We start from the raw sequence: 17,402 nt of genomic DNA on the forward strand, positions 1-17,402 counted from the left end.
TTGGCGGCCTGGTTGGCAAGATCGTGTTGCATCTAGACATCGAAAGCACTACGAGTTTGCGTCATAGTGTCAGTCAGGGATAATTGAAGGGCGATTGCGCAGGTCACCACCACAGGATTGACATTCGAAAAAATGTCCCCTTTTTCTGCAATCGCGCTATGCTGTTCACGTGCATGGTGCCCAAGCAAACAGGCTAATGACCCATGGAATTGAGAGAGTGGCTCATCTTGTTGGGGTTGGTGCTGGTCGCAATCATCGTCGTTGACGGTGTGCGCAGGCTCCAACGTCAACGTCGAGTACCCCGACTGGATCGAGCGGGTACAGAGGATTCCACCGACGATGCGGGCAATCCCGCGGTGGAAGAAGAGGAAGAACGTGACAACTGGGAGCTGCCGAACGGCGGCTACCGGGTGGTTGGCGATTCCGGGACGCATGCCGAGGCCGAGGAAGATGTCGTGCTCGACAATGCGCACGGCATCAAGGCCTCGCGGGTTACTCAACCGAGTCGTCCGGTGCAGCCCATGGAGCGTCGTGAAGCAACGGAGCGCAAGGGCTTCGGCGAGCGTGCGGCTGCCTTCGGTGCGCGTGCCAGCCAGTCAATGCGCGACGTGACGGCCAGTCTGGGCGCACGGCGTGATGACGAGCATGAGCACGACGATGCGCATCGTGAGCCCGTGCTCGGCAGCGCCTCCAGTGAGCAGGTCGAGACGGCGCGCGAAGACGACTTCCATGAGAAGCCGGTGATCACCGCCGAGGATGACAGCATCAGCGTCTCCTCCACCCAGGCCGATGATCTCGAGCCGATGGCCGAGATCGAGGAAGGTCAGGATGCCAAGGCCGAGGCGTCGTCCGTTGGCAAGCCGGCCGATGGCGCCAGCAGTGCTTCCCAGCGCCAGGAACCTTCACTGGAAGCGGCCGCCGCGCCTGCTGCCGATGCCACAGCCCCCGAGGACGATCGTCATCCGCTGGTGCTGCGTGCCGAACGCAATCAGGTCGATGACCAGCTCGCACGTGACACCCTGGCCGATGCCAGTGAAGTCATCATCATCTCGGTGATGGCGCGGGGCGACGAAGGTTTCAGTGGTGAAGACGTGCTGGGCATCTCGCTGGCCTGTGGTCTGCGTCATTCCGAGATGGGGCTGTTCCTGCGTCACGAGGAAGATGACGACGACAGCCCGCTGCAGTTCGCGATGGCCAACGTGGTCAAGCCGGGCATCTTCAAGCCGGCCGAGATGGTGGAAAGCCAGCTCGACGGCGTCACCTTCCTGATGCCGCTGCCGGGCGCGGACGACACCTCCGCCGCCTTCGAGACCATGGTCGAGATCGCCATGCTGCTGGTGCGGCGTCTGGGCGGTGAGCTGAAAGACGAGAACCACAGCGTGATGACGGCCCAGACCATCGAGTTCAAGCGCCAGCAGGTGCATGAGTTCGAGCGTCGCAATCGTCTGCATCGCTACCAGGCCAACTGATCGACTCCCCAGCCATTCTCTGAGTCGACCAGTCATGCCATAACGCCAACGGCGACCTTCGGGTCGCCGTTGGCGTTCGTGTCTGCTGATCGCTGCGCCAGGCGGCTTGAAGGTTCGGACTTGCGGTCGCATTGAGTACAATGGCCGCATCACGGCGTCTCTCCAGGCTTGATCCAGCGCGGAGCATTCGTCGCCATCCGCTTTCCGGTCGACCAGTGCTGCTCATGGGCAGTGCTGGCGAGCCATTGTCTCGAGTGAGTGTCATGTCAGCCCAGGATGATCTGTTTTCGGCGCCCGCCGATGAACCCAACGCCTCGAGCGCTTCTCGCTCCGCTGCACCGGCCGCGGTGGAAGGCGTGCCTGCCAAGGTGATGGAGGAGGTCGCGCAGCTGCACCGAGAGCTGCTCGAGGCCAGCCACCGCTATTACGTGCTGGATGATCCGACGCTGACCGATGCCGACTACGACACGCGCCTGCGTCGTCTCGAGGCGCTGGAAGCCGACTATCCCCAGCTGATCAGCTCGGAATCGCCCACCCAGCGTGTCGGAGCCGCGCCGGCCAGCGGCTTCGAGGAAGTGCAGCATGCAGTACCGATGCTGTCGCTCAACAACGCCTTCGATGACGATGAGCTGCGTGCCTTCGTGCAACGTGCGGCGAAAACGCTGGAGCTGGGAGATGCCCAGGATGCGGGTGACGAGCTGAGCTTCTGCTGCGAGCCCAAGCTCGATGGCCTGGCCGTGTCACTCATCTACGAGAATGGCGTGCTGGTGCAGGGCGTGACGCGCGGCGATGGCCGCACCGGCGAAGGCATCACCACCAATCTGCGCACCATCCGCTCGATCCCGCTCAAGCTGCGGGGGGATGATCTGCCGGAGCTGCTGGAAGTGCGCGGCGAGGTCTACATGAGCCACGCTGGTTTCGAGGCGCTGAATGCCCGCGGCCGCGACGAGGATGGCAAGGTGTTCGCCAACCCGCGCAATGCCGCCGCCGGCAGCCTGCGCCAGCTGGATTCCAATATCGCCGCCTCGCGTCCGCTGGAATTCTGCGCCTATCAGGTCGCGCGGGTGGATGATGCGCTGCTCGCCAGCGAGGCCGGCCAGAATCATTCCGGTCTGATGGCGCTGCTCAACGACTATGGCTTCCGTACCAGCCCGCAGCTTGAGGTGGTGCGCGGTGCTCAGGGCATCATCGACTACACCCGTCGTCTCGGCGAGCAGCGTGATGGACTCGACCACGATATCGATGGCGCGGTCATCAAGCTCGATGCGCTGCGTCTGCAGCGTGAACTGGGCTTCGTGGCGCGCGCACCGCGCTGGGCCATCGCCTACAAGTATCCGGCGCAGGAGCAGGAAACCACCCTGGAAGGCGTCGATTTCCAGGTCGGACGTACTGGCGCGCTGACGCCGGTCGCCCGGCTGGCGCCGGTGCAGGTCGCCGGAGTGGTGGTCTCCAACGCCACACTGCACAACATGGACGAGGTGGAACGTCTCGGCGTGCAGATCGGTGACAGCGTCATCATCCGCCGCGCCGGCGACGTCATCCCGCAGGTGGTGCGGGTCGCCAGTGAAGGTGCCAGCCGTGAAGCCATCGTGCTGCCGGACGGCTGCCCGGTGTGTGGCTCCGAGATCGAGCGCCTCGAAGGCGAGGTGGTGGCACGCTGCGCGGGCGGACTGATCTGCGCCGCGCAGCGCAAGGAAGCCCTCAAGCACTTCTCCAGCCGCAAGGCGCTGGATGTGGATGGCCTCGGCGAGAAGCTGATCGAGCAGCTGATCGAGCGTGAGCTGGTCAAGACGCCGGCGGACCTGTTCCATCTGGAAGCTGCCACGCTCGCTGAGCTGCCGCGCATGGGCGAGAAGTCCGCCGCCAATCTGGTCGCCTCGCTGGACAAGAGCCGCAACACCACCCTGGCACGCTTCATCTACGCCCTCGGCATCCGGGAAGTCGGTGAAGCCACTGCCGCGAATCTGGCCACGCACTTCGGCACGCTTGAAGCGCTGCGCGCAGCCGATCAAGCCGCGCTGGAAGCAGTGGAGGACGTCGGCCCCATCGTCGCCGCACATATCCATACCTTCTTCCAGCAGCCGACCAACAACGAGACGCTGGAAGCGTTGCTCGCCTGTGGTCTGAGCTGGGAAGAGGTCGAGATCGGTGAGCGCCCCCAGCCGCTGGCAGGCCAGACCTGGGTGCTGACCGGCAGCCTCGACAGCATGACGCGTGATGAAGGCAAGGCGCGTCTGCAGGCGCTGGGTGCCAAGGTGGCGGGCAGTGTCTCGAAGAAGACCGCTGGTGTGGTCGCCGGCGAGGCAGCGGGCAGCAAGCTTGAGAAAGCCATGCAGCTGGGCCTCACGGTGCTGGACGAAGAGACCTTCGTGAAGCGCCTGGCCGAATGGGAATCCGGTGCTGATACACAGCAGGACAATCCGCAAGACAATGTGCAGGACAGCGCGGGAGAGGATGCATGAGTACGGATACGCTGAACGATGCACCGCAGGCGGCGTCACGCCACCCTGATGATGGACAGGAGCTACCCATGAGCCAGATGCCACTTGATCAGATGGACCCGCGGGACCGCTTCATCGAGGTACCGCAGACCATGCTGCCCGCCGATACACGGCGCGCCCTGCTGGAAGCCTTCGTCACCCGTCAGGGCTATGACACCACCGATGTCGGTGAAGGCATGGCCGGCTGGGTCGCGGAGCTGGAAGGCCAGCTGTCACGCGGCAAGCTGCTGATTGTCCATGATATCGGCACCGAATCCACCGAGGTGATGACGCTGGAACAGTGGCAGTCCTTCGGTCGCCAGCTGGCAGATGACGAGGAAGAGGGCGACTGAGTCCAGCCAGCGGTCATGATGTAATGAGCATGCCCTGATCCTGCCCCTGGCCTTGGGGTCGGAAACGACAACGCCCCTGGCACAGGCCAGGGGCGTTGTCGTTAATGAAGCGCCTGTTATTGCACCCGTTGGTGCGCCTATTGGCGTCTGGCGATGCGCCGGATCATGCGAACCACATCGGCACGACCAGGCTCGAGATCAGCAGAATCAAGGCCCCGCCCAGGCGCGAGGAAATCTGCGCGAAGGGCATCAGCTGCATGCGATTGGCCGCCGAGAGTACGGCGACGTCACCCGTGCCGCCCATGTTGGCCATGCACAGGCCAGCGGTGATGGCGGATTCTATGGGATAGAAGCCGACCAGCTTGCCCACCAGGCCCGCACCGAAGGCGGCGCCGGCAACGACACCGAACACGATCACCACGTAGGTGATGGTGATGGCATCGATCACCTGGCCCAGATCGGTATAGGCCACGCCGATGCCGAACAGCAGCGCGAAGGTCCAGTTGCCTGCCACGAACCGGAACCATTGGGCGGCGGCCTGATTGATGTTCTCCGGTACCAGGTTGGCGCACTTGAGCATGGCGACCGCGATGATCATCAGCGCGTAGGGGTGCAGCGGAATGACCTTGCCGAGAATCTGGCTGGCGACGAAGAAGCTCAGGGCAATCACCATGCCGATGCCCAACTGGGACAGGTCAGGCGTGCTCTTCTCTTCGCGGACATTGACGCCCGGCATCATCTGGCCGCCACCGGTCAGTGACGGGAAGCGCTTGCCAAGCCCGTTGAGCAGCCCGGCGATGATGATGGCGAAGACATTGCCCAGGGCCAGTGCCGGCACCAGGATCGAGATATAGTAGCTGGCCGGTTGCCCCAGCAGCTGCTCGTAGATCTGGCTCATCGGCACGGCGCCGGCGCCCATGCCGCCGCCCATGATGGGCAGGGCGATGACCATGACGGCATCCTTGGGCGAGAAGCCCATGACCCAGCCGACCAGCATCGCGAAGAGCGCCGCGAACAGCACCGAGCACAGCAGCGGCAGCGCGAAGCGGGCCCCGACCTTGACCAGTACGCGGGAGTCCATGCCGAGAATGCTGCCGGTGATCAGCGCCGCGATGTAGAAGTTCAGAAAGCCACCAGCCTTCATGAACTCACTGACATTCGCCGTGACGTCCTGCGGCAGCCAGCCGCTGAAGACCAGCGCTGCGGCACCGAAGATGGCGAGAATGGCGCCGCCACCCAGATAGCTGTTGATGATCGGCAGGCGGTCGCCCAGAAAGCCCAGCAGCTCACCGAGAATCATCATCACCAGCAGCGCGCCGATCATGCCCGCAGGCAGGGTGTCGGTGGCGATGGCGGCGACAAGGACCAGAAAGGACAGGGCGAAGATCGGCAGCGACATGCCGAAGATGCGCGCCTTCTGCCAGGGGGACTCTGTGGCAGGCATGGCCGTGGCGGTCTGCGAGGAATGTGTCATGCATGCTCCTTGTCCTGCACTCTGTCGTTGCAGGACCTGTTGTCATGCCCGGACGCGTTGGCGTGGCATCGCGGGATCGTTTGGGACGGGGAAGGGACATCATGTTCGCGCACTGGATGCGCGTCACAGGGAGCTTACGGTGTGGCTCCCGAGGGCCAAGTTTTGCGAATTAAAGAAAGCCTTTTGAAACTTATGAAAGCGCCGGCTGCCACTCGCCCATGCGCCGGGCCGAATGGCCATGCCACCAAGGGGGCACATGGCTTGTCCGGCGTGTTGCGGCATTCTCAACCCGGGCTGAGCGCGCTGACCTCATTGCTCGCCGCCGGCATGGTGATCGTCAGCCTGCTGGTCGCGGCCTGGCTCTTCAGTGCCCAGCTGGAGCGGACCCAGCGCGAGATCCAGGGTCAGCGCATTGCCGCTCTTGCCCAGCGTATCGCGCGTCTGCCCGAGGTGCGTTCCGCCCTGAGCGAGGCCAGCTCACCGCAGGCTGCGCCTCCTGTCGCGGACAGCCGGCTGGCGGCACGCATCGAGCGACTGCGTCAGGAGAATGCCGTCGACTTCATCGTGGTGATGCGACCGGATGGCTTGCGGCTCAGTCACCCGGACCCCACACGTATCGGACAGCCCTTCCAGGGTGGCGACGAGCAGCGTGCGCTTGCCGGCGCCTCCTATCTCTCCGAATCCCGCGGTACGCTCGGTGAAAGCCTGCGCAGTTTCGTTCCGGTCATGGCGACCGCGTCCAAGGGCGGTGAGCGCGCCGTCGTTGGTGCGGTGGCCATCGGCATCACGCTGGATTCGCTGGGGCGGCGTCTGGCCGATGAGAAGCGCCAGCTGCTGCTCGGACTGGGTGTGTTGATGCTGTTCGGCACGCTGGGCGCACTGGGACTGGCGCGCTATCTGCGCAGACAGCTCAAGGGACTGGAGCCGGCGGCCATCGCGCGCCTGGTGGAGGAGCATCAGGCGGTGCTCGCCAGCCTGGAGGAAGGCATCATCGTGGTCGACTCCGAGGGGCGGATCACGCTGGTGAATGCCGCGGCACGCGAGTTGCTGGGAGCCTTGCCGACGCTGGGCGAGCGCCTTGATGACTGGCTGCCCGACACCGGCATGCGTGAGTGCCTTGTCGCGCGCCAGCCGGAGAGCGAGCAGGAAGAGGCCCGCTTGCGGCAGGTGACCCACGGCGGGCGGCGATTGCTGGTGCGTTGCCAGCGGGTGCATGATGGCGAGCTGCTGATGGGCGGCGTGCTGGTACTGCGCGAGCACGATCGCATGCAGCGCCTCGCCGAGGAGCTGACCGGCGTCCGCCGTCAGGCGGAGTCACTGCGTGCCGCGCGACATGAGCTCCGCAATCGACTGCACGTACTGTCTGGCCTGACGCAGATGCAGGATCTCGCCGGTCTGCGCGATTATCTGGCATTGCTGGTGGAGCGGGAGTTGCCGGCGGATGCCGCCGCTGCCGAGCGCATCGCGGACCCCCTGCTGGCAGGTCTGTTGATCGGCAAGCACAGCGAGGCTCGGGAGCGTGGCATCACGCTCAATGTCGAGCTGGAGATCGAATGCTCCAATGGCCGCCATGAGGAGGGAATGTCGCCGGAAGAGGCGGCTCCGGTCGAGTTCCCGGTACTGGAGCGCAGTCTGAGTCATGATCTGGTCAGTGTGATTGGTAATCTGCTCGACAATGCCTTCGAAGCGTTGGAAGAGATGAGTGAGGATGGCCATGTCCCGTCTGTCACTCTGGGGTTGATGCTGGAGTCTCTGGCGGCGGAGGCGCAGTTGTCGATCAGCGTAGCGGACAATGGCCCCGGCATGCCGACGGAGTTGAGGCAGATGGCACGCGAGGCGGGGGTGAGCAGTCATGGAGAAGGGCGAGGGCTGGGCCTGTCGCTGGTGCAGGACATCGTGGCGGCACGCGAGGGAGAATGGCACCTCTATGCGCCTTCGGGCGGCGGTACCCTGGTCGAGTTGATCTTGCCTTGTCAGCGTCTGGATGATGCAGCGCCCTGAAATGGCTTGAATGCCACATGTTGGTCATGCGACCTGAATCTGCAAGAAGAAGGAGCCAGTGCGCATGCGTGTGCTGATAGTCGAAGACGACCCCATGGTCATGCGTCTCAATGTCGAATATCTCAGTCGCATCAATGGCATGCGTCTGGCGGCCCAGTGCGAGGATGTCGCGACGGCACTCGACGTGCTGGCGCAGGAAGCGGTGGACCTGGTGCTGCTGGATGTCTACCTGCGCAACCGCAGCGGGCTGGAGGTCCTGCGATGGCTGAGGCGCCATGCCACCCCGGACATCCAGGTGATCCTGATCACCGCCGCCAGCGAAGCGGATACGGTACGTAGCGCGCATGCGCTCGGGGTATGCGACTACCTGGTCAAACCCTTCAGCTTCGCTCGCTTTCAGCAGGCCCTGGCCTTGGCGCAACGCGGCCGCCAGCAGCTGGAAAGCCTCGAGGGGGAGGTCAGCCAGCAGCAGCTGGATCAGCTGTTCGCAGTTCAGGGAATGGCCGCTGCTACCTCGGGTACTGTGCCAGATGGCCGCCTGCCCAAGGGTGTGACGGCGGCGTCCCTTGCCTTGGTGGCCAGTGCCATCATGGCGCTGCCGCGAGAGGAAGGCAGCTTCACTAGTGAGGCGTTGCTGCCTGCCACCGGCATGTCGCGGGTCACCATCCGCAAGTACCTGCGCCATCTCGCGGCTTGCGACATGCTCAGCGAGGCCTTCCACTACGGCCAGATCGGCCGGCCATCCTTCACCTATCAGGTCATCGACCGTCAGGCCCTGGCCAGGCAGTGCCGTCAGGCCTGAGTGATGCTGACCTTTCAGCGCCGCTGGACGAGATCGCGGATCAGGCGGCGCCCCGGGTGCAGGTGCTCGGCCAGTTCGCGTTCCAGCGGCAGCGGCTCGCCACATAGCTGCGAGGCGATCAGTTCGGCGCCCAGCGGGGCGGTGGTGAAGCCGCGTGAGCCGTGTGCGGTGGAGAGCCACAGGCCGGGCAGGTGGGCGCCGCTCGACTGTGGCACGCGCTTTTTCGCATCGAAGGCCATGGCGGCGTAATCCTCACGCCATTGCGCGGCGTCCGGTGCCGGGCCGGCCAACGGGCTCTTGTCCGGGCTGGCGGCGCGCCAGGCGACACGTCCCTGCCAGTCATCGTCTTCCAGCCTGACGCCACGCGCCTGCTCCCAGGCGGCGACGAAGGCGGGCAGGGCACTGCGCAGTTCAGCGACATTGGCGGCGTGATCCGCCTCGCGGACCGCCTCATCCTCATCGCGTGGGGCGAAGGTCGCGCCGAAGCTGAGGGTCACGCTGCCATCGGCGTGGCGCTGATAGGGCGAGACATAGCCACCGGCGCACACCACGCTGTCGAGCGCTGGCAGGTGCGCGGCGTGTTCCGGCGCTACCGTGATCTCGCTGACCTGACCGCGAATCGGCTGCAGCGGCAGGTGCGCGAGTGGCTCGGGCAGGTGAGTCTGCTCCCCCAGCGCGACAATCAGTTGATCGACTTCCATGCAGCTGCCATCGCTGATCTGCAGCTGCCAGCGTGGCTCGCCGTTGCCAGTGGCCCCGCTTTCCTCGGCCTCCAGCGACTGAATGGCCTCGATGCGTGCCTGCAGGAAGCGGATGCCCGGGGTGGCGGCAAGATGCTGGCAGAGTGCGCTGGGGCGCACCCAGCCGGCGACCGGATAGAAGAGGCCGTCGAAGGCGATCTCGCTGCCGGCGATCCGGCTGGCCTCGCTGGCGCTGACCGGCTTGAGCAGCGCCTCGGGCAGCGGGTGATTGTCGAGGAAGCGCTGCTGGCGCTTGCGCTCACGTTCACTGGTGGCCAGCTGCAGCACGCCGCTGGCGGACCACAGGCTCTGCTCGGGGTCGAGGCTTTCCAGCCAGCGCCGGCTGTACTGCAGCGCGGCCAGCTGGAAGCGACTGGCGGGGTTGGTCTCGGCGGCCAGCTTGACGTAGAGCGCACCCTGGCGATTGCCGGAGGCGCGCGCGCCGGGGGCTTCGGCATCGATCAGCGTGACCTGCACGCCGCGCCGTGCCAGCGCCTCGGCGCAGCTGGTGCCGGCGATACCGGCGCCGAGTACCGCGACATGCGTCTCGCGAGCGATCGGCGCGGGCTGCGGGGGCTGGGTCCAGGGCTGCTCACGACGCAGCGGATGAAGGGCGCCACGCACCGCGTGCTCCTGCATGGGGGCATGACCGGATGCGGGAGAGGCATCAAGTCCCATCAGTTCGGCGCGCGCGGCGGCGGTCGGCTCGTCCAGCTCGCCGCAGATCATCTCGCGCTTCATGCCGTGGCCGGGCACCTTGCGCCACACGAAGCCTGCCGCGCGCAGGCCACGCCGCACGAAGCCCGCGGCGGTGAAGGTGGCGAAGGTCGCCGTGGGGCGCGAGACACCCGCCATGGCCGCGAACAGCTCGGGTGACCACATCTGCGGATTCTTCGACGGCGAGAAGCCATCGAGGAACCAGGCATCCACGCCACCTTCCAGGCGCGACAGGCGCTCCACCGCATCGCCGAAGTGCAGGTCCAGGGTGATGCGCTCATCCAGCCACAGGCGGTGCACGCCGAGGACGGCAGCGGGCCATTGAGCGACCAGCGGCTTTGCCAGTGAGGCGAGGTCCGGCCAGGCGGACAGTGCCCGCTCGAGATCCGCGGCACGCATCGGGTGCTTTTCCACCGAGACGACATGCAGACGCGCCTCGGCGGGTGCCGTCGCCAGAAAGCGCTGAGCGGCGCACAGGATGTTGAGGCCGGTGCCGAAGCCGGTCTCGCCGATCACGAAGGGGCGCGCTTCCCGCCAGTCACGGAAACGCTCGCTCAGACGATTGCTGTCGAGGAAGACGTGCACGGTCTCGGCGCGGCCATCGTGGATCGAGAAGTACACATCGCCGTAATCGGTGGCCTGTGGCGCAGTGTCATCCCACTCAAGCTGCGCCTCCTCCAGTGCCGCCAGTGGCGCCAGTGGTACGTCCGGCACTACGCCGGGCGCCGTGACCGGCTCGATCGCGCTCGGTGGCGTCGTGGCAGGCTTGCGTGCCGTGGTGGCCGGGGCTTCCTGCGGCGAAGTCTTTCGGGCTGACGAGGCGGCCTGATCGGGAGCTGACTGGCCGGGAGCGGGCTGGCGGGGGGAGGAGGGGTGGTCGTTCACGGGCATTCCTGGCAGGAGGTCGAGCGGGAGAGTGGCACAATGAGTCGGTATCAGAGCGAGTCAGCATCAGAGAGAGGCCTGCAACGCAGACGACGGACAGCCAGGCTGTCCGTCGTCTGCGAGAAACCGCCGGCCAGATGACCGGTCGGGTGCCGGGCTAGGGCAGGGTCTGCTTGAAAGGCTTCACTTCAGCGCTTGCATAGACACCGGCGATGACGAAGGGGTCGGCATCGGCCCACTTCTGGGCGTCTTCGAGGGAATCGAACTCGGCGATGATGACGCTGCCGCTGAAGCCGGCTTCGCCCGGTGCTTCGCTGTCGATAGCGGGGTTGGGGCCGGCGATGACCAGACGGCCAGCGGCGTGCAGCGCTTCCAGACGTGCCAGATGCGGCGGGCGCGCCGCCATGCGTGCTTCGAGGCTACCTTCGACGTCCTGACAGACAATGGAGTAGAGCATCACGAATCATCCTTTTGAGAATTGGTCGAGGAAGCGTTCTCTTCCTGAGGGGCCTGCACCATGTGACGGGACAGGTAGACGCCCTGAACGATGACGAACAGCAGTGTCAGACCGAGCATGCCGAACAGCTTGAAGTCGACCCAGATGTCTTCCGAGTAGTAACTGAAGACATAGATATTCAAGCCGCCCATGGCGAGGAAGAATACCACCCAGGCCAGGTTGAGGCGGTGCCAGATGGGGCGTGGCAGCTGAATCGCCTTTTCCATCATGCGCTCCACCAGCGGCTTGCCGCCGAACAGCGGCGACAGCAGGAAGGCGACGGCGAACAGCCAGTTGACCACGGTGGGCTTCCACTGGATGAAGGAGCTGTTGCCGAACAGCACGGTCGCGCCACCCAGCACGACGACCAGCGCCAGGGTGACCAGCTGCATCTTCTCGACGCGCTTGTGGCGCCAGTAGATGTACAGCACCTGCGCGAGGGTCGCGGGAATCAACACGGCGGTAGCCATGATCATGTCGCCAGTCATCTTGTAGACGGCGAAGAAGATCACGATCGGCAGAAAGTCGAGCAACATCTTCATGGGTAATGCGCACTCCTGAACACGACGACGCAGCCGTCGGGAAGGCAAGGGCCTGTGCGAGTGGTATCCTGTCTGACACCAGCGGCGCACCCCTGCCTGCATGTGCTCATTCTGCCGCCATTGCTGCCTGCTGACAAAGCCCCTGTGTGTCCGGGCGCGCATCGCAGCCAATACTGCCCGACGTCTGGCCCGCTGGATCGCCTGCATCTCAGGCATCGCGTGACACAGACGTTCATCCCGAGAGGTTCCCCGTGTCCGACGTCCCGTCCGACTCTTCGCCGATTTCCGCCCGCAAGCCGATCGAGTTTCGCCCGCTGCCCCAGCGCTTCGATTCCGATATCGAGGTGCCGGACATCGATCTGCACATGCACTCCACCGCCTCCGACGGCGGCATGGCACCGAAAGAACTGGTGGCGCTGGCCGCACGGCGTGGCCTGTCACGCATGTCACTGACCGATCACGACAGCATGGAAGGCATCTTCGAGGCCCAGCAGGCCGCCCGCGCCGAGGGAATCTCGTTGCTGCCCGGCTGTGAGCTGTCGGTTCGCTGGCGCAATCAGACCATCCACATCGTGGCGTTGATGCCCGAGGGCGCCGGCGATGCGCTGAGTGCCGGCCTCAGACATCAGCATGAGGCGCGTGAGCGTCGCAGCCACGAGATCGCCACGCGCATGGAAAAGCTCGGGCTCGAAAATGCCTACGAGCGCGCCCGTGAGCAGGCCACGCTGAGTGGCGCGGGCGACCGTCCGCTGTCACGCCCGGATTTCGCCCGCGCGCTGGTTAAGGCCGGGATTGCACGCAACCTGCAGGAGGCCTTCAAGCGGCACCTGGGCGCAGGCCAGAAAGGTGACGTCAAGGCGCACTGGCCGGAGATGGAAGAGGCGGTGGGCTGGGTGCGTGCCGATGGCGGCATCGCCGTGATGGCGCACCCGATGCGCTACAAGCTGACGCGCACCAAGCGTGGTGAGCTGCTGCGTGACTTCATTGCCGCCGGTGGCGAAGGCGCGGAGCTGGTCAGCGGCTTCCAGAATATCGATCGCGCGCGTGACCTGGCGCGTCAGTTCGATGAGCTGGGCCTCTACGCCTCCGTCGGCAGTGACTTCCACTTCCCCGGCGGCCCGCTGGCCCCCGGCAGCATGAGCCCGCCGCCCCGCACCAAGGTGCCGCCCGTGTGGTGTCATCCACGCATCGCGCCCTTTTTTGCGGCCGATGCTGCCTCCATGTGATATCAAGAGATCATCGTGACGCCAGATCGCCTGCCGGGTTGGCGCCCAGACGCAAGGAGCACCGCATGGGACAGTTCTTCCAGATTCATCCCGAAAATCCCCAGAAACGCCTCATCGATCAGGCCGTCGCCATCATCCAGCAGGGTGGCGTGATTGCCTATCCGACCGACTCCGGCTACGCGCTGGGCTGTCATCTGGGCGAGAAGAAGGCCATCGAGCGCATCAAGCGCCTGCGTCAGCTGGACGACAAGCACAACTTCACCCTGGTGTGTTCTGACCTGTCGGAAATCGGCACCTACGCCAAGGTCGACAACGCCATCTTCCGCCTGCTCAAGAGTCACACGCCGGGCGCCTACACCTTCATCCTGCAGGCGACTTCCGAAGTGCCGCGCCTTCTGCTGCACCCCAAGCGTCGCTCCATCGGCGTGCGCGTGCCGGACCACGCCATCACCCACGCCCTGCTGGAAACCCATCGCGAACCGCTGATGAGCGTGACGCTGATTCCGCCGGGCGAGGAGCTGCCGATGACGGATGCCGAAGAGATTCGCGAGCGCTTCGGACACGCGCTGGATCTGGTTATCGACGGCGGCGCCTGCAGCTTCGAGGCCACCAGTGTGGTTGACCTGCGCGAGCTGCCGCCGGTGATCGTGCGCGAAGGGCGCGGCGATATCTCGAGCTTCACGGAGTGATCGCGACAGCGTAGTGCTTCACGGCGCTGACATCGCTTATCCATGACAACGCCCCCGGACCTTGCGGTCGCGGGGGCGTTGTCATTTCTGAGGCGTTGTCATTTCCGAGCAATTGTCGTGTGCTGAGCGACTCTCGGCTTCGTCAGCTGCGGTCGCGGTCGGAAGGCCCGCTATCCGGAGGCCCGCTATCGGGAGGTTCTGGCTGATCGTCCGATGGCGTCTCTGCGTCAGGCGCAGATTCGGGATCCGGCTCTGTCTCAGGTTCCGGCTCGCGCGGGTCGCGGGTGTCCTCGTCCAGCCAGGTGCCGCAGAACTTGCAGTACTTGGCGTTGCGATCATGGCCTTCGCGACCACAGCCCGGGCAGGCTTCGTCGCTGGTCTGCTGCATGCGCAGGCCGTTGAGAACCTCGGCCGAGAACACCCCGGTGGGCACGGCAAGGATCGAGTAGCCGAGAATCATCATCAGTGCCGAGATGAACTGCCCCAGCGGCGTGATGGGCGCGATATCGCCATAACCCACCGTCGTCAGCGTCACCACGCCCCAGTAGAGCGCCTTGGGGATGGAGGTGAAGCCGGCCTCGGGTGGCTCGATCAGATAGATCAGGGCGCCGAAGACCGTGACCAGGCTGAGCACGGTGATGAAGAACAGCAGGATCTTGCGCCGGCTGCGCGTCATGGCCTCGACCAGCATGCGGCCCTCGCCGACGAAGGCCATCAGACGCAGCACGCGGAACAGGCGCAGCACACGCAGCACGCGCACCACCAGCAAGGCCTGGGCACCCGGAATCAGCAGCGACAGCCAGGTGGGCGCGATCGACAGCAGATCGAGCACGCCGTAGAAGCCCTTGGCCCAGGTGCCGGGATGCTTCAGGCAGTAGAGGCGGACGGCGTATTCCAGCGTGAAGATGATCGTGAAGCCCCACTCCATGATGCGGAACAGCTCGCCGTATTGCGCATTCAGCGAGGGCACGCTGTCGAGCATCACCACGGCGACACTGGCGAAGATCATCAGGATCAGACCGATATCGAAGGCCTTGGCCGCCTTGGTGTCGGATTCGAAGATCCAGTGAAACAGCCGCGCGCGCAGACGGCCCGTGGCGGGCTCGTAGTCGCTGGGGTGCGAGGGTGACGCTGGGGGGCTTTGCGGCGTGCTGCCATATTCATTGGCAGGGCCCTGGCGTTCAGGCATGCAGGCTTCCTTGACGGGCGTGATGACGCCGGATGAATGTCAGGGCGTATCGGGGATGTCTCAGTGTGTGACCTTCAGTGACTGCCCGGCCGTTGTCCATCAGCCAGTGGTCTAGCGCCTGGTGGCTGGGCAGTCAGTGTCGTTTTGAGGTTCAGCCGCGCAGCGTCGCGAGCAGTGACAGGCTGTGCTGGCCGAAGTCGCGAGTCGCCCAGTCCTGTGAGGCGTCGCCGTCGCTGCTTTCCAGCGCCTCGACCAGCGCCACCGCGTGGATATGGCCGGGATGCTGACAGGCGGCCAGCCGTGATGCGAGGGCCGACAGGGCGGCCAGCGCATGCGCGTGCCACTTGAGGTCGTCTTTCGCCTGTCGGTCGGCGTGGGCATCGAGTGCATCGATGGCGGCGGACAGCAGCGCGCCGGGGTCAGTGGTATCCAGCGTCTTCTCATGCCATTCGCCATCCCGCAGCGCCGCGCCGCGCTTGGCCTTGCTGGCATCCGCCGGACGCAGTGCCAGGTGGCTGGCCAGCGAATCCGCCAGCTGCCAGAGCACGGCTTCTCTCACCTCTGGGGCGAGTTCTTCGCCGCCGGTCAGCTCGAGCTCGATTTCCTGGATGGTCACTTCGCGACCACTTGCCTTCACCGCGCCAAGGTCCAGCGCCATCTCGACACCGACGATGACCTGCTCGTCGCTCAGATTCCCGTCGCTGCATGTCGCCTTGACGTCGAGCTGCCAGGCATGACGCTCGAAATCGGTGCTGAAGCTGGGCGCGAGCGCACTCAGCAGCTGCTCGCGGGCGCCGTCTTCCAGCGCCTGCAAGGGCGGCAGGCCACGCAGGCCGTCGAGGTCGAGGCCGGTCTGGCCCTCGGGCAGCTCCCATTCCCATTCGCCGCGAGAATGCAGTCCGCCATGACTCTCGCCGCTGGTCTTGAGCGTCTGGCGCAGGGCCCCCGTGCTGTCGGCATTCTCACCACTCTGGCGCAGACGCAGCGCCATGCGCGCACGCTCCAGCGCATGCTCGGGGGTGTCGAAATAGGTGTTGGCCAGCCAGCGCCGCCTGGGGGTGACCGTTGCCAGCTCTGCAATGCTCGTCAGTGTCTCCAGAATGGCATCGCGATCAATGACGGGGTGAGACAGTGCCAGTTTGAGTTCGATTTCCTGCGCCATGATGGGCACTCCCTGTACGGATGAAAGAAGACAGATGCTGACGGATGATGGTGACAGCGGCGCCAGGACCGCAGAGCCTCCGGCAAGCATGGTGCATGGTGATCGAGGCTCATGCCTCTCATGCTCGCGCCTGGCCCGCGGTAAGGCAAGCACAGGAGGGGGGAGGCCATGCGGGTATCGGCTGTCGGCACAATCACATTTATATGACAGCATGATGACATTGAGGTGACAGTAATTGCCTGTCGTCACGTCCTTGGTTATATTACGAACAGTGGATAAAGCCAGCGACCACGGGTCCTGCCGCTACATGACAATCTCTCCTCTGGAATCCTTCGTGTTCCCCCGCACTGCCGCTGTTGTTACGTAAATGACAACAGCAAGGCGGTATCATGACGTTACGATGAAAGTTATGTGATCGTCACAAAGGCTTTGCTACACTCCGCGCGTCAATCCTTAACGCCGACGGCCACTATGGTAACGACCAACCCTTTCTCTTCGATGTTCGGGCGCTCGCCTTTCAAGGCGCTGCACACCCACATCATCAAGACCGACGAGTGCGCCCAGCACTTGCTGACCTTCTTCGACGCCTGCGAGCAGGGTGATTGGGAGCAGGCAGCCAGCATTCGCAAGACCATCAGTGGTCTGGAGCGTGAAGCGGACGAGTTGAAGACGCAGCTGCGCCTCAACCTGCCCAACTCGCTGTTCCTGCCGGTCTCGCGCTCCGACCTTCTCGAGCTGATCCATGTCCAGGATTCCATCGCGAATGTCACCAAGGACATCGCCGGGATCATGCTGGGTCGTCATATGCAGATACCCACCGCACTGGTGCCCGCCATGGGTGAGTATCTCAAGACTGCGGTCGAATCGGTCTGCCAGGCGCGTCGTGCGTTGGGTGAACTGGAAGACCTCGTCGAGTCCGGTTTCGGGCGTAACATGAGCGAGCTGGTCGACAAGCTGATCAACGAGCTGCATGAGCTCGAGAAGCAGTCCGACGAACAGCAGATCGCCATCCGCCAGACCCTGTTCTCGCTGGAAGCCAGTCTCCCGCCCGTCGATGTGATCTTCCTGTACAAGATCATCGATTGGGTCGGCGATGTGGCTGACCAAGCGGAAAAGGTCGGTACCCGACTGCAGATCCTGATGGCGCGCTGAGCGCCGTCAGGACGTCCTGCCATCT

14 protein-coding genes are annotated in these 17,402 nt (G+C 64.7%); 8 read left to right on the forward strand and 6 right to left on the reverse strand.

Annotation, left to right across the window (positions count from 1 at the left end):
- Positions 1–203 precede the first annotated feature (203 nt).
- From FLM52_02015 to FLM52_02025, 3 genes are all read left to right on the forward strand, one after another.
- On the forward strand, positions 204–1,469 hold the full coding sequence (locus FLM52_02015) for a hypothetical protein (GenBank protein ID NVN54580.1): 1,266 nt from the start codon (positions 204–206) through the stop codon (positions 1,467–1,469).
- Between the two features lie 371 nt (positions 1,470–1,840).
- Positions 1,841–3,931: an NAD-dependent DNA ligase LigA gene (gene ligA / locus FLM52_02020; protein NVN54581.1), complete on the forward strand. Its 2,091-nt coding sequence runs from the start codon at positions 1,841–1,843 to the stop codon at positions 3,929–3,931.
- Positions 3,932–4,023: 92 nt separating this feature from the next.
- On the forward strand, positions 4,024–4,302 hold the full coding sequence (locus tag FLM52_02025) for a YheU family protein (protein NVN54582.1): 279 nt from the start codon (positions 4,024–4,026) through the stop codon (positions 4,300–4,302).
- A 163-nt stretch (positions 4,303–4,465) separates the two neighbouring features.
- Here FLM52_02025 and FLM52_02030 read toward each other — a convergent pair whose 3' ends face one another.
- A complete protein-coding gene (locus FLM52_02030) occupies positions 4,466–5,776 on the reverse strand; it encodes a 2-hydroxycarboxylate transporter family protein (protein NVN54583.1) in 1,311 nt (436 codons plus the stop codon).
- On the opposite strand from FLM52_02030, the gene FLM52_02035 reads away from it, so the two are divergent.
- Positions 5,768–7,777 carry a sensor histidine kinase gene (locus FLM52_02035; protein ID NVN54584.1) on the forward strand — a complete coding sequence of 670 codons (2,010 nt, stop codon included), beginning with the start codon at positions 5,768–5,770 and terminating at the stop codon, positions 7,775–7,777. The genes FLM52_02030 and FLM52_02035 overlap by 9 nt on opposite strands.
- Positions 7,778–7,841: 64 nt before the next feature.
- On the forward strand, positions 7,842–8,579 hold the full coding sequence (locus FLM52_02040) for a response regulator (GenBank protein ID NVN54585.1): 738 nt from the start codon (positions 7,842–7,844) through the stop codon (positions 8,577–8,579).
- Between the two features lie 14 nt (positions 8,580–8,593).
- On the opposite strand, the gene mnmC is transcribed toward FLM52_02040, so the two are convergent.
- From mnmC to FLM52_02055, 3 genes are all read right to left on the reverse strand, one after another.
- Positions 8,594–10,927 (reverse strand): bifunctional tRNA (5-methylaminomethyl-2-thiouridine)(34)-methyltransferase MnmD/FAD-dependent 5-carboxymethylaminomethyl-2-thiouridine(34) oxidoreductase MnmC, encoded by a 2,334-nt coding sequence (gene mnmC / locus FLM52_02045; GenBank protein NVN54586.1) that lies wholly within the window; start codon positions 10,925–10,927, stop codon positions 8,594–8,596.
- Positions 10,928–11,078: 151 nt separating this feature from the next.
- Positions 11,079–11,378, reverse strand: coding sequence for a YciI family protein (locus FLM52_02050; GenBank protein ID NVN54587.1), 300 nt, complete (start codon positions 11,376–11,378; stop codon positions 11,079–11,081).
- Positions 11,378–11,959, reverse strand: coding sequence for a septation protein A (locus tag FLM52_02055; protein ID NVN54588.1), 582 nt, complete (start codon positions 11,957–11,959; stop codon positions 11,378–11,380). Before FLM52_02055 ends, FLM52_02050 begins: the two co-directional genes overlap by 1 nt.
- 365 nt (positions 11,960–12,324) lie before the next feature.
- Here FLM52_02055 and FLM52_02060 point away from each other — a divergent pair, with 365 nt between their 5' ends.
- Positions 12,325–13,185: a PHP domain-containing protein gene (locus tag FLM52_02060; protein NVN54589.1), complete on the forward strand. Its 861-nt coding sequence runs from the start codon at positions 12,325–12,327 to the stop codon at positions 13,183–13,185.
- A gap of 65 nt (positions 13,186–13,250) precedes the next feature.
- Positions 13,251–13,874: a threonylcarbamoyl-AMP synthase gene (locus FLM52_02065; GenBank protein NVN54590.1), complete on the forward strand. Its 624-nt coding sequence runs from the start codon at positions 13,251–13,253 to the stop codon at positions 13,872–13,874.
- Between the two features lie 142 nt (positions 13,875–14,016).
- Here the strand turns inward: FLM52_02065 and FLM52_02070 are convergent, their stop codons facing one another.
- Both FLM52_02070 and FLM52_02075 read right to left on the reverse strand, forming a co-directional pair.
- A complete protein-coding gene (locus FLM52_02070; protein ID NVN54591.1) occupies positions 14,017–15,063 on the reverse strand; it encodes an ion transporter in 1,047 nt (348 codons plus the stop codon).
- Between the two features lie 151 nt (positions 15,064–15,214).
- The gene (locus FLM52_02075; GenBank protein ID NVN54592.1) at positions 15,215–16,438 is read right to left on the reverse strand and encodes a CYTH domain-containing protein; all 1,224 of its coding nucleotides are present in this window, start codon (positions 16,436–16,438) and stop codon (positions 15,215–15,217) included.
- A 258-nt stretch (positions 16,439–16,696) separates the two neighbouring features.
- On the opposite strand from FLM52_02075, the gene FLM52_02080 reads away from it, so the two are divergent.
- Positions 16,697–17,377: a TIGR00153 family protein gene (locus FLM52_02080; protein ID NVN54593.1), complete on the forward strand. Its 681-nt coding sequence runs from the start codon at positions 16,697–16,699 to the stop codon at positions 17,375–17,377.
- Positions 17,378–17,402: the final 25 nt, after the last annotated feature.

This window comes from bacterium Scap17 (assembly GCA_013376735.1).
In the GTDB taxonomy this organism is placed as follows: Bacteria; Pseudomonadota; Gammaproteobacteria; order Pseudomonadales; family Halomonadaceae; genus Cobetia.